Source organism: Chryseobacterium sp. Mn2064 (genome assembly GCF_049319685.1).
GTDB lineage: Bacteria > Bacteroidota > Bacteroidia > Flavobacteriales > Weeksellaceae > Chryseobacterium.
Genome location: NZ_JBMOUE010000001.1, coordinates 714,357 through 730,678, shown reverse-complemented (window position 1 = coordinate 730,678; position 16,322 = coordinate 714,357). Strand labels below are relative to the sequence as shown.

Here is a 16,322-nt window from a genome sequence, read left to right as displayed (position 1 = left end):
TCCAAAAACGTTCACTTAAGTTAATAAATACGTATTGCTTTAAGATATCTAATGTTCTCTTCAAAGCGTAAGTATCGGTTTGTGGTTAATTCTAACGCATCAGTCTTTTGCGGATCCGACTTAACGATTGAGGTTGAATACCGAGATAGCTTGCTATGTACTTTTGAGGAAACTTCAAAACAATTTCCGGGTAATTTTCTATCAGTTTGAGATACCTGTTTTCCGGTGTAAAGTATAATAATTCTTCAATTCGATGTTTGGCAGCAAGATATACGACCTCTGTCATCCGCCTTCCAAATACCTGCCAGTATTCATCACTATGGGTAAGTTCCATCCAATTTTTACGCGATATCAAAGCAACATATGATTTTTCTAAAGCCTGAATATTGAGTTTAGCTTTCTCCTGTAAAAGAAAACTTTCAAAATCCGTGAATCCCATATCTTCCAGCCTGTTGTGAAAATGGAAAAGGAAATTGATCTCATCGCCCTCCTCATTGACGTAAAAAGTACGAAGTGTTCCATTAATGACAAATCCAATAAAATGACAGTACTCTTCCTGCTGAATTAAAAATTGTTTTCGTTGCAGCTCTCTGAATTCTAATAATTCATAAAAAGTATCTATACGAAACTCATCCACAGCAAGTGCCTGAGCTAACATTTTTTTAAAGGTAATATGATCAATCATGAGACAAATAAAGGCGCTTATAAGAATCTTTCTCAAATATACATATCTGGAACAAAGGAGCCAAAAAGGATCAATCAAACCTTATGTACTTCTCAGTTCACCAATTCCGAATATCTGTTTTTCAATACCTTTACCCAATCAAATCAGGTTTATGTATTGCGTTTTCTGTAACTTCTAGCTACGAATCGTTAATATCACGTGGCTTCTCACCTTGGATACTTCCAAGCAAAAATTAAAATCATGCATCAGTTTCTCTATTACTACGCATAGATATTATTGACTGTAGCTGTTCTTTGTGCTGGTTTCCCCAGTTCCCCATCGTATCAATAACAGGTAGCAAAGTTTTCCCAAATTCGGTAAGCCTGTATTCTACTTTGGGCGGTACTACGGCATAAATTGTTTTTTCAAGAATGCCATGTTCTTCCAGCTCTTTGAGCTGGATATTTATGACTCTACGGGACGCATCGGGTATTTGCCGCTGCAATTCGCTTGGACGTAAGTGACCTTGACTGATATTCCATAATAACAGTACTTTCCATTTGCCGTAGAGCACTTCTGCGATGAGATCTAGCCCACAATCCAATCGTATTGGGATCTTTCTTTCATACATAGTACAAAAATAGATCAATGTACATCATTGTGCAATAGAGGAAAAATTTTTCCTTATGCAAATCTATTTTCCGTACTTGTACTAAGCTGAGAAAAGCAGGTACTTTGCTCCATCATTTAAAAAAATTAAATAATGAATTTCAACGATAAAAATATTTTAATTACAGGTGGCAGTACAGGGATAGGCTTTGCTACAGCTCAGGCATTCATTAATGCTGGAGCGTATGTTACCATTACAGGAAAAAATGAAGCCAATCTGATGAATGCGGCGAGGGAAATCAACGACAGTAAACTCAACACTCTTGTATCGGATACAGCTAGCCTAGAAGATATAGATGTTTTGGCAGAAATCATTTCTAAAAAGGGTAAAAAAATAGATGTTCTATTTTTAAATGCCGGTGTATCTAAGTTTGCCTCTATAGAAACAACTTCGGTAGCAGACTTTGACTTACAATTCAACATCAATGTGAGAGGGTTGTTTTTTACACTTCAAAAAATGATACCGTATTTGCAGGAAGGGGCCTCTGTAGTGTTTACATCATCTGCTACTTCCACAGGTTCTTACAGCCAGCTCAGTACTTATTCTGCCACAAAAAGTGCCGTTGATACAATTGCCCGCATAGCCGCTACAGAACTTGCAGATAGAAATATACGGGTGAATGTCATCAGCCCCGGACCAATAGATACTCCGATATTGGGAAAAGCAATGTCTAAACAGGAAGCAAAGGCTACTCAAGATTTTTATAAAACAGGTGGGATGATTCCACTAAAAAAAATTGGGACAACAGAGGAAGTTGCCAACGCTGTCCTTTTCCTATCTGCTGATAATTCTTCCTTTATAACAGGTGCTTCATTGTCTATAGACGGAGGAGTGGCTTTGCGCCGTTAGTAAGGCTCCGATTTACTGACGGGATATATGCAAAAAAGCTATTCTGCATATATTTAGCAACCTATCGAGAGGAGTTGTAATCGTTTCCAAATTCTACCTTACATAAACTTTCTTATTAATTATCAATTATTTACATATAATTCAACAACAGCTTTTTCGAAATTCTAAAACCGTCAGAATCTTTCAGCATCTTAAAAATTTCAGCAATTTCTATGAATAAAAACTCACAAATAAATAATTTGCGAGTTTTTATTTTCTTAATGCTTTTTAATCACGGATGAACTCATAGATCACTCTTTAACAAAGTTTTGTTCTGACTTTACAACTGATATTTTACCTCCAACAGAGCACTGACAAGTAGAGTTATCTAAGAGCTCTTTTTTACCCTCGATTTCAAAACCAGAGGTGTTATCCCACTTAATGGGAGAAGGTGAACATGCAGACCTTGAAACACTACATAAACCAAAAGGTTTAATGTTAGTATTGGCCTGTTTGTCTTCTTCTGTAGCCTGTAGCTTCCCTTCAATCTTCATAAAAGACTGACTTGTTACTGTGAGTGGAGCTGGTGAAGCTCCTTTGTCACATTTTAGCTGGGTGGTATCAGTAATATATTGTGGCATATTGTCAATTTTTTGTTCTCCTTTTTAATGCTACTCCAACAATTTTTTTTACATAATTGTCTAGGTCTTTGGACTCATAGAAATTTAAGCAATCTGCCGTTATTGTATAACTTATACCTGTTTCAGAATAATAAGATGATTCAATAGTTGCTATATCTTTAGTTTGTTTTTCAGTAAACTCTCTAATTTTAGCACTTTCTTTATCAGAAATTTTACCTAAATCCATAAATAGATTTTCAGATTTATCACTTAGTTGAAACTTATTGTTTAAATAGGTAGCATCTAATTTATTATTGTTTATATATAGACAATTACAATAAGCATATTTCTTCATATACTTAATTTTATTATCTTTTGTTTGACCAAAAATTAGATTGCTGGAAATAATTAAAGTTATAATTATTAATTGTATTATTTTAGTTCCCATAGTCTTATTCTATTTGTTTGTACAAAATCTAATTCGTTTTTTTTATTTTTTATTACATAAAGCATATGAAAATAATAGTTTGAACTTTTAGGATCGTCATGCTCAGCCCCACCTGGATAAATTAGATGATTGCCATCCCAAAGTGTAAAGTGACCAGAAGCTCCATCCCATCCTGAAACATCAAAAGTTATTATACCTTTAGCATTATGTATTTGTGCCCAATCATTTTGTGAGATTTTTTTCTTATTGTTCCATAATTGTGCCCATTCTGATTGTGTAAGATTATTTTTTTTTCTCAGATTAGCCGGCATTTCAATTTTATCTAATTTTATATCAATTTCTGGTTTTCCCAAGTGGTCAGACAAATATGGAGCTAACTCGCTTACTCTATACCAATAGTTCAATTTATCATCACCTTTATGAACTCCTCCTATTGTTCCTTTTGCTTTATAATTTGAATTATTATTTGGTAATTTAAACCCACTATAGTTCAAACCTTTGCTCATTCTAAATGCACAAGTATTTTCCCATGCACTATTTTGTTTCAACATGCCAAGTAATCCATTTCCAATATCCGTATATAAAGTGGTTACATCTATGGAATTGTTAGGATAATTTTTAATCATATCTCTCCAGCTTGGCCTTAAAACTTGAATTGGCGTTGTCTGTTGATTTCCACTTGTTGCAACGATACCTCTCTGTTGTTCAAGTAGTATTGGTATAAAATTGTTAATTTTCATGATAATGTGTTTTATATATTTTCTGTTTCTTCTGTCATAAGTTCAATAGTATAAGCTTTTAAAGGTTCTTTAAAGATGACCATTCCATCTCTATTAACAGTACCTGATAAGGTTAATTCATTAAGCTCCTCTGCTAATGGTTTACTATCATCTGGCTTTATAATAACATCAATACTTTCTCCTTCCTCATAATTTCTTGTCTGAACAATCAGATTCATATCTACAAAAAACTTGGAATCATCCATCAAAGAGGTGTTTTCTTCTTCATACGCCCAGTACATTAATGTTATTTGTTTCTCTTTTGTATAATCAAACTCTCCATTTTCAGGAAGCTTATTCATTTGAGGAGCTTTATACTCAATCTTGTCTTTAGCAGTCAATAATGAGTTGGCTCCATAAACATGCATTCTGTCTTTCGCTCCAAACTCTGTCTGCCCGTCAGTATACCCTATAAATTTTTCTTTACCGTAAAGATCTAAGTGGGCTTTTGCTGATATTTCAGTATTAGTTCCGGCATTAATAATGGTCTTCTTCCCACTGTCCTGGCTGATCTCCTGCTTGGCAATAATCTTGATATTCTGTCCAACATTGGTATCCATATTCTTTCCAGCGTTGGTTTCAATATTTTCTTCAATATCAAATTTCAAATTCTTGGATTTTATAGTAATGGTTTCAGGGGCTGTAATGTTGATGTTGCTTCCCTCAGTATCAAACCTCAGCTCATTGCCACTTTTATCAGTCAGTACAATACTCTCATCCTCTGTAAATACTAGTCTATGCCCACTTCTGGTCTGTAGGGATTTTATACGGTTATCCATACCGCCTCCCAATCCTACACCACCGTGAAACATTCCTCCCATGGCAAAAGGAAAGTCTGGATTATGATATTCAAAACCCACCATTACCTGGTCTCCAATCTCTGGAACAGCTACAAACCCTCTATTCTGGCTTATAACATCCGTTCCTCCCGCATCAGGACTCATCATTCGGATAAAATGAGTAGTATCATTCAACTGCCAGTCAAATTGAACCTGTATTCTGCCTTGATTCAAAGGATCTACATTGGAAATAACAGTTGCAACCTGTGGTTCTGCTTTTGGAATGGTAAAATTAGGTTTAGGCATGAAACCTGTTCCTTCAGCTATGGCTTCAAAACTTCCAGTATAATATCCTCTTGCATCAACTTCATGGTTTACTTCGGTCATCATTAATGTTGTGAAATGGGAAGTCTGGTTACTGTCATGATTTCTCATATCTATGTCTGCAACACAACCCACATATAAAAAAGGGACTGTTGTCTTTCCAGAAACCGTAAAAACCTCTACTGCTTTACTTCCTCTTGCACTTTTTTGGGAGTCGTCTACATCCAGAAACATATTAGCATTGAGAGGAGCAGGAGTGAGTGATCGTGTTTTGAAAATATTATCATTCAACTCATAGGCTTTGGCTGATAAATTCCCTAAGTGTTTAATGCTATTATTAGAGCCAAGCATTTTAGCATGACTATCGCTATTGTATCCAAAATATTCAGGTTTTGTATGAACGGCTTTTAACTCTACCTGTACATTTGTAATATTGCTTCCATAAATAAGTTGAATAGGCTTTTCAGATGGAGGAAGTTTTCCAAAATGTAAAATATACCCATCGTAGTAGAACTGTTCTCCATAGGCTTCTGCCAACCTTGCAAGATAATTATAATGAGTTTCGCAGTATTGAGAACTATAATTGATATATCCTTTATTCTGAGATTCTATTCTGTAATCAAACTTACTGGTTCCCAGAGATTCTTTAATGATTCTGTCGGCAATAATGGAGGTGTTTACCGATTGACTTCCTCCGAAACTCTGAGTATGAGGCGCAGCATCCATCAAAATCGTTGGGCTATATCCTTCCAGAACAATATTTCCAAGACTCATTTGCTTTTGACTGAAAGCAACTTTTGTAATAACCCCTACGAAAGTTCTTTCAGGACTTTTACCTTCGTAATCCTTATACTTGAAAGTTACTGTAATTCTTTTTCCCAGAAATTGTCTGGCTTCTTCAAGGTTATGATTCTCTACCTCAGCTAAAGAATCATGAGCTAAAGTCAGTTCAAAATGATGATGTGTTCTGGCGCTTTGTTGTAAACGGAAATGTTTAAAATGACTGATAGATTTCCCTTCAATCACAATGTCAAGCTTAACCACACGGTTAATTCCGGCAATATGATTCTCCGAAATCCTTTCAGAATTGGAAAGATTTTTTTTCATCGATAGAGAGTGATTTGTGTTGCATCAAATATAGATAATTAGACAATATCACCGATACAAATCTTTGGAAAATTTTGAAAGGATAGTAAAACTGCGATTGATTAGGAACGTAATGTCAAATCTGTAGTTCTAATTATGATGATAATTAAACAAGCTCTTTCTTTTTGGATGAGTCCTCCTCTTTGAAATTAGGCTTATCTCTATTTATCTAGGAAAATGTGTGGGCAAGAAAACCTTATAAAAAAAACAAAACCTACTGTTTATCAGTAGGTTTACATCTAGTACTTGCGGAGAGTGAGGGATTCGAACCCCCGGACCTGTTACAGTCAACAGTTTTCAAGACTGCCGCAATCGACCACTCTGCCAACTCTCCTTAAACTCTGGTTACACCGTTGTTTTCAGTGGTGCAAATATAGAAAGTTTTCTAATACTGACAAAATATTTTTTAATAAAATTTAAACTTATTTAAAACCAGTGAAGATACTCGTTGTATATAAAAGGCTCCATTCAATATAACTCTTTGAATTATTACCAATTACAACCTATTTTAAACTTTTGACGGCTTTTGAAGTTCCCCTACTTTTTTTAAATAAACATCAGTTTGTTCTAAAAACTCCTGATCCGTCTGATGAACCTCAACATGAGGAATTACCCCCTGCCCTTTTTTCTGATCCGGAAGATTTTGCGCATCCTGAATAACATGAACAATAGAAAAACCGGTCTGTATTCCTGTATTGGGAAGTTCATACACCAAAGGCAAATGTCCATTGTGTTCATAATATCCCCCCACCGTTTCTTTACCTATAACAACAGCATTCGTATAAGATTTGATCAGAGAAGCAAGATGTGAAGCCGCAGAAGCGACCCGTTGATCTACCAAAAGATAAAGCTGCCCTTTAAATGTTTTTTCATTAGGAAGAATAGAAGGATTTTTGTCATCTGCCCAGTAATATTTCCCTTGAACGTCTTTAGGATAGAGATCTTTTAAATAGGTGTTTAACCCTTTTTTATCTGTTACTCCATTGGAAAGAAATAGTGGCGTGATGATCAGTTTTTCCTCCATAGGAACTTCATTGAAGTTGGTGTAAGCATAGTGACTGTCACGGAAAGGTCTTGGTGCGAGATAGGAAAATACTTTTTCATAAAGAGCTCCGGTTCCGCCCGTATTTCCTCTCAAATCGACAATCAGGTTTTTAACGTTTTCTTTTTCCAGAGTATTGATCATTTGATCGAGAAAAATACTGAACTTTTTGTACGCAGGATCATCTTTACTTGTTGCAAAATCAAATCCCCTCACTGATAAACGGTACATGCCTTCTCCTTCTTTGGTAAAGCTATATTTTTCTGACAACAGTTTTTTGTCGAAGAAAAGCGAATGACGGGATTCCTGAAGTTTTTTAGCATTATCCAGTGATATTCCCGGTAAAGAAATTTCATTGATTTTGCCATTCCAGCGATAACTGATTTTATAATTTTTATGAGTTCCAAATTCTATATAAAACTTATCCAGCATTCCTCTCTCAAATCCTGTTGTTTCTTTGTAAGGCGCAGAAAATCCATCAGAAAAATAATATTGAGAAAAACGACTGATCATTTCTTTCGCAGGAATTCCGTTAATTGATAACACTTCTGCACCAAGAGGCACTGCAACCTCTTTTGAATCCTGCAACAGACGTCCGTCAATATTTTTTAATGTAACAGGAAGATATTCCGGTTTCTGGGTAAGGTAATAAGAAGCGTGATTGGGAAGATCCGTATAATTGTGGCAACTTCCTTCAAAACCTGTCAGTTTAGCGATTACTTTATAAAAATCAAAGATTGTTTTACAGTTTTGGGCTTCGAGTTCTGCCTGCTGGTAAATGCTGTCGATCTGTTTTTTGCTTCTGTAAACATATAATCCGGAATTTGCCTTATCTCTTATAGAGTGGAAAATATGAAGGTCCTCCACAAACTGGTCTGGGGTAAACTGATCTTTTAAAACCTGAATATTCTTAGATTCAACAATCGAAACTTGGACAGGTTTACTTTTTTCAAGGTATGATTTAGCCCAGATTCTGAGTTCATATTTCCTGCCTTTTTCCGGTGAAAAGTACAACCTCTCCACACTTTTTATTCCTCGGGAATCATCCTGTTCCTTTATCTTTTTCCCGTTTATGAACAAAGATACCGCAAGATTGGCATCTCCGGACTGAACAGCAATCCAGGCAGGCTTATCAGAACGGGGAGAATATTTCAGGGTATCTCCCGGTTTCAGCTCAGTATTGGTTTGTGCACATGCAGAATTGATGAAGAATAAAAGAGGAATAATAAAAGGCTTGGTCATTGTCATTTTTATACGGCTAATATACAAATTAAGCCCAATCATAGGAACTCCTCTATTTTTTGAAACGCTATAGTTTTACACTCATCTCCTGTACTTCTTCTGCTGAAAACCCATAGATCTGAGGTGTTTTTACATCCAGCAAGTTCAGGTAAATATATATTTCTGCTCTGTGATGAATCTCGTGTTCTAACATTGCCCGGAGCCATTTCCAGATTGAAATTTCGCTGTTAGCGGGTGTTAAGCATTTGCGGGTAAGATCTTCGTCGGATAAATTACTGATGATTTCCAGCGTCTGTCTGTGCATTTCATTAAAAAATTTCACGGTGTTTTCATATCCGTCTGCCAATTCTTTTCCGCACCCCTGATAAGCACTTTTTCTCCCAGAAATTGTCTCTCCATACATATAACGCTCAATAGCGGCAATATGCCTGATCTGATCTCCAATGGTAAATTTTCCAGGTTTATAGGAAAAATTAAGATGCTCAGGAGGAACTACTTCTATAATTCTGTTTGTTCTTTCTCTGATCTTTTCATAATAATCGAGGAAGGATTTCACCGTTTTAATTTCCATTTGTTTTACTATTAATCAAATTAACACTCAGTTTTTGTTGGGATGAATATAAGAAATCCCCGAATAGAACATCCTTGTTTTCAATATAAATTCTTCAAATTATTAAAAAATCACACATAAGGGAGTATTAAATTTGGAAACGTATGAAAAATCTGATACTTTAGTTAAAAAATAATACTGATGAAAATTTGGATTTGCTTGTGTACGGCAGTATTGAGCTATCAGAACATACACGCCCAGTCTGCCAAGATTGATACAGAAAAACTCCTTGAATATTATGAGAATCAGCGCTATGACGATGCTGCCCGCTATCTGCATAGCATTTATACTGAAAACACACAGGATATAAAAGCATTAAGCCAAATTGCGTACTGTAATATGATGGCAGGGAAACTTCCTGAAGCGGAAAAAAGCTATCTGAAAATCAACACCCTTCAACCTGATCATATATCTACACTGTTCAGTCTGACAAGTATTAGTTCCAGACGGGGCAATGCATCGAAGGCAAAATCTTATCTTCAGCAGATCATTGGGCTGGACAGTTTGAATTTCAATGCCTATAAACAGTTGGCAGGTTATGAAGATAATACTCAAGCTAGATTAAAGTATCTCAAAAAAGCCAATACTCTCAAAAACACTGATCCTGATGTCGCCTATGATCTATCCCAGGTTTACCGTGAACTGAAACAGTATCAAACAGCATATGACGTACTCAAAACAGCTATTTCAGCTGATCCTGAAAATTTCACTCTGCAGCAGGCTCAACTTCCCATATCCAATCTGCTCGGAAAATATCTGGAAGTCATTGAAATTGGTGAAAAACTCCTGAAAATAAATGCAGATCCCAATATAATCAATGATATAGGACAGGCTTATTTTTATGTAAAAGATTACCAAAAGTGTATCAATATGTATAAAATTCTGGAAGATCTGGGAATTCAGAACGAGGGAACTTTATATTATATGGCACTGAGCTACCGGGAACTGAAAGATTATGACAAAGCATGTCTATACGCCCAGAAAACGATTGATGAAGCTATTTCAGATCATACTCCACTTTATTATGCTGCGTTGGCTGGTATTTACGAAGATAAAAATCAGTACAATGATGCATTGACAGCCTACAAAAGAGGACTTACCTTTGGTCAGAATAATATGATTTATTATCGCATGGGCCTGCTTTATGATCTCAATTTAAAACAGAGTAAAAACGCAGTAATCTATTATCAGATGTATCTTAAAAACAAACCTGATCAGGAAAAAGAAAAGGAACAGATTGAGTATGCCAGAGAAAGAGTGGCAATGTCAGCTACAGTCAAATAAGGTTATAAACATTTATATCCAGCCTACTTTTTTCCTCCATATGGTATATCCTTCATCCTTTGCATCTATTTCAGGAATATTTTCCGGGGAAGGGATTCTACTTATTTTTTCAGAAGATAACGGCGGAAGATGCATCGTTTCCCGTTCCTGATTAAGGTTCTCTATATTTTCAACGGGATAAATTCCTTCGGGAATAAGCTGCGTTCCATACTTTTGTGGTCTACTTTGAAATACCTGAATACGATCATACAGGTAAGCAATATTTTTCAAATTCATATCACTTCTGTTTTCATTCATCATTTCATAACACTGTTTCATAAAATCCGGTTCTCCAATGGAATGCTGAACAATAAGCCAGGCTGCATCACTTGCCTTATCCCCCACTTTTGATATGGTTGGGAATCCTATCTCTTTTATTATCTCACGTAGCCGCTGCGCATTATCCTGATGAACTTTTTCCATATCGGGGTGATATCCTCCTGAAAGTTTTCCTTCAGTAGCAAGCGTTTCTCTTACTTCCAGATCGTGATTGGCAAGTTTCATTAATTCCTGGGCCAGTCTGTCGTTCATTTTTATAGTTTTTTAAAGATAGTTGCATAATTCTACAAAGTCTGCCTATAATAACAACTGATGACCTTTTCTCTTTGCAGGTTACAATGAAATTTGGTCCAGCGATATCCTCCAATCCATTTTTTCAGTGATCCAAATTACAAAAACATTTGATTCAAAAAACTTCTGTTCGGATAAAATCGAGAATAAAATCTGCTCTTTCACTGACTTCTGCTTTAGGAACTTCAACCAGGTTATAGCTATATTCCTGATAAATCCTTTTGATATGGTTGAAAGTAGATTCTGCTACTTCAAAGGTTTGTTTTCTTTCCTCGTCATTTTCATAAATAGCCTTCCATGGCGGGAGAATAAAAACACTTTTATGATACATCATTTCTTTGGCTTTTACTCTCATTTCATGAGGAATGGGAATATTTTCAAGATTGAGATATCCTAAAGTATCTACAATTCCACGGTCAAAGAATACAATTTCCGAAGATGAAGAATCTCTCATTTTTTGAAATATTTTCACAGAAGCATCAAACATTAATTCTGCAAAATATTCTTTATTTTTCCATGGTAAACCTTCTCCATGAGTGTCTATCTGCTCTCTGATTATTCTGCGTCCCTCTTCCGGAACCGTTATAAATCCACGACGGGATAATTCATTAAGTAAAGTTGTTTTCCCGGCTCCAGGTCCGCCGGTAATAATGCATAATTTTTTCATTGGAATTACATAATGTTTCGGATAAGCACAACTTCACGTCAACAGGAATGTAACCTTATTTCTTAATGATGATGTGCGTTATGTATTTTGAATAATAATATTTCTGTACGTATTGATCCTGTCTTCTTCTTTATACATGTTGCATAATATCAGGATATCATCTGTATTATATTGCTCTGCAACCTGTTGGATTTTTCCATAAACGGTCTCAGGAGTTCCCATAATAATTCGGTTAAGAACAGTAAAAAAATCCTGTTCCTCTTGAGTTCCTAAAATCTTCTCTTCAACCTTTTCAGGAGGAAGGAGAACGTCTGGGCTCACCAATTGTCTCGACTGCAAAAATTGATAAGCCATTCCATACGCATTGCCCCTTGCCTGCTCCAAAGTATCGGCAATAGAAACGGCAACAGCAATCTGTAAAGCGGGTTGAGAACTATATTGATCAGAATCAAATTCTTTGAAATAGGTTTCTGTATTTTCTATGCCCGTTTCGCTATTCATAAAAGCGGCAAAAGAATATCCTATCCCATGTTTTGCAGCTTCCTTAGCAGAAGTTGCTCCGGAACCCAGCCAAAAAATTTCCGGTAAAACCTTTACCTGTTTGGGTTGAGCAATAAGTCCTTCATACACTCCTTTTTCTTCTTTTAAAAATTGAATCGTTTCTTCCAGTTTGGTTTCCTGATTAGAAAGAACGGTTAATTTATGATTGTTGAGTGCCATTACCGCATCTTTTAATCCACCCGGAGCTTTTCCCAATCCTAGCATAAAACGTCCGGGATACACAGTTCCCAACATCTTTGCCCACTCTGCAATTTTATAAGCAGAATAATTCCTCATCATAATACCGGCTGTACCTACTTTTATGTGTTTTGTTTTACCAAGAACAATGGCAGAAAGCAATTCCGGGCTGGAGCTTCCATATGCTTCTACTCCATGATGTTCAGAATACATTAGGCTATGAAATCCCATTTCTTCTGCAAATAAAGCAAGCTGAATACTGTTATTTAATGCTGTTGCTGCATTACTTCCCATGGCTATGGGCGATTGGTCCAGTATTCCTAATTTCAACTTCATCATATTAAGACTGATTTATATTCAGGTAATGTGAAATTATAAAAAAAAAGAGCCATCCGGAAATATTCTTAACTCAAATCATCTGATGCTATGATTGGAAAATACAATGAAAAAGATGGTTTTCCAATTATTCACGATCTTCCTTTGGTGGGAAAACGATCCCTTCACTTTGTATGAGATCATATCCGAAACTCATGATTGTTTCAATCACAGGAATAGATTTTTTACCCTTTTCCGTTAAGCTATATTCCACTTTTGGAGGGACAACGGGATATACTTCACGATGAATCATCTCTTTACTTTCCAACTCACGAAGTTGGCTGGTCAGCATTTTATCTGTAATGTGCGGGATATCTTTTTTCAGTTCACTGAAGCGAAGTGGTTTTTCCTGCAATCTCCACAAAATGGGCATCTTCCAGGTTCCACCAATATGACTTAAAGCGAATTCTATAGGCGTATAATAAAGTCTTTTATCATGGAAAAACTGAGGCATAAAAATTATTTTTATTTAAACACTTTCAAAAAGGTAAGTATAGAACTAAAAAGTAAGTATATCGCTTTCTGATAGCTCATTTTGCAAATTTGCAAAAAAAATTATGAATATGAACAGAAATCTTTATGTGCTGGCGTTGGGTGTTTTTGGAATTACAACCACCGAATTTGGGGTAATTGGAGTATTACCAGAAATCGCTTCAGCCTTCCATATTCCGGTTGATAAAGCAGGATGGTTATTAAGTGCTTTTGCTTTAGTGGTAGCCGTTTTCGGGCCCTTTATGGTTTCCTTACTTTCTTCTTTTAAGAGGAAAAACCTTCTGGTTACAGCTCTTTTTATTTTCGCTGCCACTAATTGTTTGTCCATTTATATCAACAATTTCTATGTATTGCTTTTAGTACGAATGATTCCTGCATTTTTTCATCCTGTGTACTGGTCCATAGCTTTATCTATTGCAGAAAAAACGTTAAAGCCAGAACGTAGATCCAAAGCTGTAGGTATTATTTTCTCTGGACTAAGCATCGCAACTGTTCTGGGAGTTCCGATGGCTACATTAATGGCTGATCTTTTCTCATGGCAGGCTTCTTTCCTCCTTACAGCAGTAATAAATATGGTTGCAATGATAGGCGTTCAGCTATTCCTTCCCAATATAAAAAATACAAACGAATCTGCAGCGGCATTCAATTTTAAGATATTCCAGAATAAGAACCTACGGATAGGTTTATGGATTGCCTTTTTTACAATTGCCTCGATGTATTCTACCTATGGTTTTATGGCTGATTTTTTAAAAACCGTTTCGGGGATGAATGGAAAACAGATCAGTATAATGCTTTTTTTATTTGGAACTGTTGGAATTGCAGGCAATAAAATAGCGGGAAATTATATGAGCCGATTCCCTTTTCACACTAGCTGTATTTTCCTTATCCTGTTATCTTTTATTCATATACTGGTCTGGTATTATGGTAAAAGTTTTACGCCTATCATCTGGATAACCGGAGTTTGGGGATTGGTACATTCGGGAGGGTTTCTGATCAGTAATATTAATGTGACCTCATCTGTTTCCTGTTCTTCTGAACTTATTAACAGTATTTTTACCTCCTGTGGAAATTTTGCTGTAACAGCAGGAACTTTATTTGGTGGATTCTGGATGGGTCATTTTGGAATTGAAAGCATCGCCTGGTCGAGTATCATCCTCATGGCATTCGCCTTCATAACTTTGATAATCAGAAAAAAGCTACAATAATTTGAGTGCAAATTATTTTTCCGCCACGAATACACCTATATTTTTTACTGGTGTATTCGTAGCGATTATCTTTATACTTTATCAAAATTTCATTGTGCTCAATTCGCTGAAATTTTCCTTACTGTATATTTTTTCAATGCCACCATTCTGTAGAAATGCTATTTTATCGCAAGTATGAAAAAGAGTTTCAATAATGTGAGAGCTGATGATCACAATTTTATTTTCCGATTTCAGCTGGCTGATAATATCATAAAGAACATGTACCCCTTCAAAATCTACTCCGTTGAAAGGTTCATCAAGAATATTAATAGGTTTATCCAACATCAGCATCCCAATAAGAGCCAGTTTTTTCTTCATTCCAGTGGAATAGTACTGTACATATTTTTTCAAGGGAAGATTGAATTTTTCAATAACTTTTGCAACTTCTCCCTCTTTTTCTGAAGTAAAATAAGACAGATACTCCTCTCCTGTAATGTAAGGATAGAAATAGTTTTCTGTTTCCAGATAAGAAATCATTTTACGTTGCAATCGTTCATTTTTCCAGATCATTTCCCCGGAAAACGGAACACTTTTGTAGAGAGATTCAAACAAAGTCGTCTTCCCTGCTCCATTTTTACCAAGTATTCCCAGTATACATCCTTCTTCTATAGATAGATTCAGGTTGTTTAGAACTTTTTGATTTTTAAAATCAACATTTACATTTTTAATCTCCAACATAGGTTTCGATGTTTTGGGTAGCGTCTTTTATATTTTTTCTCAGTAAAAATATGGCCGGGATGATGACGATACTGCATATCACGTATTCCATATAAACTCCCATATTGAAATAATTATTTTTTTCTTTATAGTGGTATTGTCTGTATTTTCTGGTAATAATCAGCAGAAAGTAAAGATTCATGAACGCAAAATAGTACAGAAGATAGAAACTTTCGGCTGGATTCAGAATCAGAAATATGCAATAAGCCGGTAAAAGAAGAAGATTAAAAAACAGTGAGTTTCTTCTTATTTTTTCTTTTAACTGAAACTTTTTGAAATACATAGCCAGCATTTCTTTATTTTCATTGGGTTCGTAAATATGTGATATAGAATCAAGAATAAACAATCCCACAAAGATCAATGTAGCAGAGGTATAGGCAGAAGCCATAACAACAAAGAGCCCCAAAATGCCCGCCCACGTATTTTTTCTTAAAAAACTTTTCCATTCAAACAGATCATTGGGGATGAAGTTCCATTGCAGTGCCTTCCATGGATTGTTTTTTGGAGTGATAAAAGCCAGTAATGCAATCAAAATATAGCCTCCAAAACATACTTCATCAAAGGTATAATAGATATTTCCCAACAGCAAAATATTGTAGATAAAAAAAGCTTCCAAAACAATAATCCATCGCCAGCTATTTACAAATACTTTTCTAAGAAAAGGAATATCTTTTCTTTCGTAGTGAAACAAGAGGGTAAGAATAAAAAATACAGGCGGGTAATAGTACTTCTCCGGCAATTTTATCAGGATCAAAGCCATAAAAAAAGCCAAAGCCGGAATACTTACTCTCGGGTTCAGGTTTAAGAGTCTAAAACTCTGAAAGAGTCTGAATTTTAAATGGTTGATTATTTTTTTCAAAAGGGTTACTATGTTCTCGTTGACAAGATATGAAATTGGAAATCTATTTAAAAAAAACACGGTTTTATTTAACAGTTTTTATGACATACAAAAAGTCCATACCTAGTTATTAATAGGCAAACTCCCGATAAAGTGCATAAAAAATCCGAAGAAAATAAATACTTCTCCGGATTAAATATTATCTA

General features: G+C 35.5%; 17 protein-coding genes and 1 tRNA gene. 3 read left to right on the top strand and 15 right to left on the bottom strand.

Annotated elements, in window-relative coordinates; genetic code table 11:
* Positions 1-91 precede the first annotated feature (91 nt).
* Positions 92-658: a Crp/Fnr family transcriptional regulator gene (locus ACL9RH_RS03125; RefSeq protein WP_422691877.1), complete on the bottom strand. Its 567-nt coding sequence runs from the start codon at positions 656-658 to the stop codon at positions 92-94.
* Between the two features lie 265 nt (positions 659-923).
* Positions 924-1,295, bottom strand: a complete 372-nt coding sequence (locus ACL9RH_RS03120) for a winged helix-turn-helix transcriptional regulator (RefSeq protein ID WP_422691876.1) — start codon at positions 1,293-1,295, stop codon at positions 924-926.
* 132 nt (positions 1,296-1,427) lie between these two features.
* Between ACL9RH_RS03120 and ACL9RH_RS03115 the strand changes: the two genes are divergently transcribed.
* Entirely contained in the window at positions 1,428-2,183 is a 756-nt protein-coding gene (locus ACL9RH_RS03115; protein ID WP_422691875.1) for an SDR family oxidoreductase, read from the top strand.
* Between the two features lie 290 nt (positions 2,184-2,473).
* Here the strand turns inward: ACL9RH_RS03115 and ACL9RH_RS03110 are convergent, their stop codons facing one another.
* From ACL9RH_RS03110 to ACL9RH_RS03080, 7 genes are all read right to left on the bottom strand, one after another.
* Positions 2,474-2,803, bottom strand: a complete 330-nt coding sequence (locus tag ACL9RH_RS03110; protein WP_422691874.1) for a DUF4280 domain-containing protein — start codon at positions 2,801-2,803, stop codon at positions 2,474-2,476.
* Between the two features lie 4 nt (positions 2,804-2,807).
* A complete protein-coding gene (locus ACL9RH_RS03105; protein WP_422691873.1) occupies positions 2,808-3,230 on the bottom strand; it encodes a hypothetical protein in 423 nt (140 codons plus the stop codon).
* Positions 3,215-3,970: a T6SS effector amidase Tae4 family protein gene (locus ACL9RH_RS03100; protein ID WP_422691872.1), complete on the bottom strand. Its 756-nt coding sequence runs from the start codon at positions 3,968-3,970 to the stop codon at positions 3,215-3,217. The genes ACL9RH_RS03105 and ACL9RH_RS03100 overlap by 16 nt, the downstream gene beginning before the upstream one ends.
* Positions 3,971-3,981: 11 nt before the next feature.
* Positions 3,982-6,219, bottom strand: a complete 2,238-nt coding sequence (locus ACL9RH_RS03095) for a type VI secretion system Vgr family protein (RefSeq protein WP_422691871.1) — start codon at positions 6,217-6,219, stop codon at positions 3,982-3,984.
* 288 nt (positions 6,220-6,507) lie between these two features.
* A tRNA-Ser gene (locus tag ACL9RH_RS03090) sits at positions 6,508-6,592 on the bottom strand.
* A gap of 174 nt (positions 6,593-6,766) precedes the next feature.
* A complete protein-coding gene (locus tag ACL9RH_RS03085) occupies positions 6,767-8,542 on the bottom strand; it encodes a S41 family peptidase (RefSeq protein WP_422691870.1) in 1,776 nt (591 codons plus the stop codon).
* A 67-nt stretch (positions 8,543-8,609) separates the two neighbouring features.
* Complete coding sequence (locus tag ACL9RH_RS03080; protein ID WP_422691869.1) at positions 8,610-9,113, bottom strand: DinB family protein; 504 nt, start codon at positions 9,111-9,113, stop codon at positions 8,610-8,612.
* A gap of 180 nt (positions 9,114-9,293) precedes the next feature.
* Between ACL9RH_RS03080 and ACL9RH_RS03075 the strand changes: the two genes are divergently transcribed.
* Positions 9,294-10,436, top strand: coding sequence for a tetratricopeptide repeat protein (locus tag ACL9RH_RS03075; RefSeq protein WP_422691868.1), 1,143 nt, complete (start codon positions 9,294-9,296; stop codon positions 10,434-10,436).
* Positions 10,437-10,448: 12 nt separating this feature from the next.
* Here the strand turns inward: ACL9RH_RS03075 and ACL9RH_RS03070 are convergent, their stop codons facing one another.
* The 4 genes from ACL9RH_RS03070 to ACL9RH_RS03055 all read right to left on the bottom strand — a co-directional run bounded on the left by ACL9RH_RS03070 (position 10,449) and on the right by ACL9RH_RS03055 (position 13,279).
* Positions 10,449-11,006 carry a DUF6624 domain-containing protein gene (locus ACL9RH_RS03070; protein WP_422691866.1) on the bottom strand — a complete coding sequence of 186 codons (558 nt, stop codon included), beginning with the start codon at positions 11,004-11,006 and terminating at the stop codon, positions 10,449-10,451.
* A gap of 154 nt (positions 11,007-11,160) precedes the next feature.
* Positions 11,161-11,712 (bottom strand): AAA family ATPase, encoded by a 552-nt coding sequence (locus tag ACL9RH_RS03065; RefSeq protein WP_422691865.1) that lies wholly within the window; start codon positions 11,710-11,712, stop codon positions 11,161-11,163.
* Between the two features lie 78 nt (positions 11,713-11,790).
* Entirely contained in the window at positions 11,791-12,789 is a 999-nt protein-coding gene (locus ACL9RH_RS03060) for an MsnO8 family LLM class oxidoreductase (protein ID WP_422691864.1), read from the bottom strand.
* 124 nt (positions 12,790-12,913) lie between these two features.
* Positions 12,914-13,279: a winged helix-turn-helix transcriptional regulator gene (locus ACL9RH_RS03055; protein WP_422691863.1), complete on the bottom strand. Its 366-nt coding sequence runs from the start codon at positions 13,277-13,279 to the stop codon at positions 12,914-12,916.
* Between the two features lie 109 nt (positions 13,280-13,388).
* Here ACL9RH_RS03055 and ACL9RH_RS03050 point away from each other — a divergent pair, with 109 nt between their 5' ends.
* A complete protein-coding gene (locus tag ACL9RH_RS03050; protein WP_422691862.1) occupies positions 13,389-14,522 on the top strand; it encodes an MFS transporter in 1,134 nt (377 codons plus the stop codon).
* Between the two features lie 81 nt (positions 14,523-14,603).
* On the opposite strand, the gene ACL9RH_RS03045 is transcribed toward ACL9RH_RS03050, so the two are convergent.
* Positions 14,604-15,239 (bottom strand): ATP-binding cassette domain-containing protein, encoded by a 636-nt coding sequence (locus tag ACL9RH_RS03045; protein ID WP_422691861.1) that lies wholly within the window; start codon positions 15,237-15,239, stop codon positions 14,604-14,606.
* Entirely contained in the window at positions 15,226-16,137 is a 912-nt protein-coding gene (locus ACL9RH_RS03040; RefSeq protein ID WP_422691860.1) for a hypothetical protein, read from the bottom strand. Before ACL9RH_RS03040 ends, ACL9RH_RS03045 begins: the two co-directional genes overlap by 14 nt.
* Between the last annotated feature and the right edge of the window lie 185 nt (positions 16,138-16,322).

Coding starts and splice junctions, on each gene's coding strand:
- ACL9RH_RS03125 (WP_422691877.1), bottom strand. CDS start 658: ATGTTAGCTCAGGCACTTGCTGTGGATGAGTTTCGTATAGATACTTTT.
- ACL9RH_RS03120 (WP_422691876.1), bottom strand. CDS start 1,295: ATGTATGAAAGAAAGATCCCAATACGATTGGATTGTGGGCTAGATCTC.
- ACL9RH_RS03115 (WP_422691875.1), top strand. CDS start 1,428: ATGAATTTCAACGATAAAAATATTTTAATTACAGGTGGCAGTACAGGG.
- ACL9RH_RS03110 (WP_422691874.1), bottom strand. CDS start 2,803: ATGCCACAATATATTACTGATACCACCCAGCTAAAATGTGACAAAGGA.
- ACL9RH_RS03105 (WP_422691873.1), bottom strand. CDS start 3,230: ATGGGAACTAAAATAATACAATTAATAATTATAACTTTAATTATTTCC.
- ACL9RH_RS03100 (WP_422691872.1), bottom strand. CDS start 3,970: ATGAAAATTAACAATTTTATACCAATACTACTTGAACAACAGAGAGGT.
- ACL9RH_RS03095 (WP_422691871.1), bottom strand. CDS start 6,219: ATGAAAAAAAATCTTTCCAATTCTGAAAGGATTTCGGAGAATCATATT.
- ACL9RH_RS03085 (WP_422691870.1), bottom strand. CDS start 8,542: ATGACCAAGCCTTTTATTATTCCTCTTTTATTCTTCATCAATTCTGCA.
- ACL9RH_RS03080 (WP_422691869.1), bottom strand. CDS start 9,113: ATGGAAATTAAAACGGTGAAATCCTTCCTCGATTATTATGAAAAGATC.
- ACL9RH_RS03075 (WP_422691868.1), top strand. CDS start 9,294: ATGAAAATTTGGATTTGCTTGTGTACGGCAGTATTGAGCTATCAGAAC.
- ACL9RH_RS03070 (WP_422691866.1), bottom strand. CDS start 11,006: ATGAACGACAGACTGGCCCAGGAATTAATGAAACTTGCCAATCACGAT.
- ACL9RH_RS03065 (WP_422691865.1), bottom strand. CDS start 11,712: ATGAAAAAATTATGCATTATTACCGGCGGACCTGGAGCCGGGAAAACA.
- ACL9RH_RS03060 (WP_422691864.1), bottom strand. CDS start 12,789: ATGATGAAGTTGAAATTAGGAATACTGGACCAATCGCCCATAGCCATG.
- ACL9RH_RS03055 (WP_422691863.1), bottom strand. CDS start 13,279: ATGCCTCAGTTTTTCCATGATAAAAGACTTTATTATACGCCTATAGAA.
- ACL9RH_RS03050 (WP_422691862.1), top strand. CDS start 13,389: ATGAACAGAAATCTTTATGTGCTGGCGTTGGGTGTTTTTGGAATTACA.
- ACL9RH_RS03045 (WP_422691861.1), bottom strand. CDS start 15,239: ATGTTGGAGATTAAAAATGTAAATGTTGATTTTAAAAATCAAAAAGTT.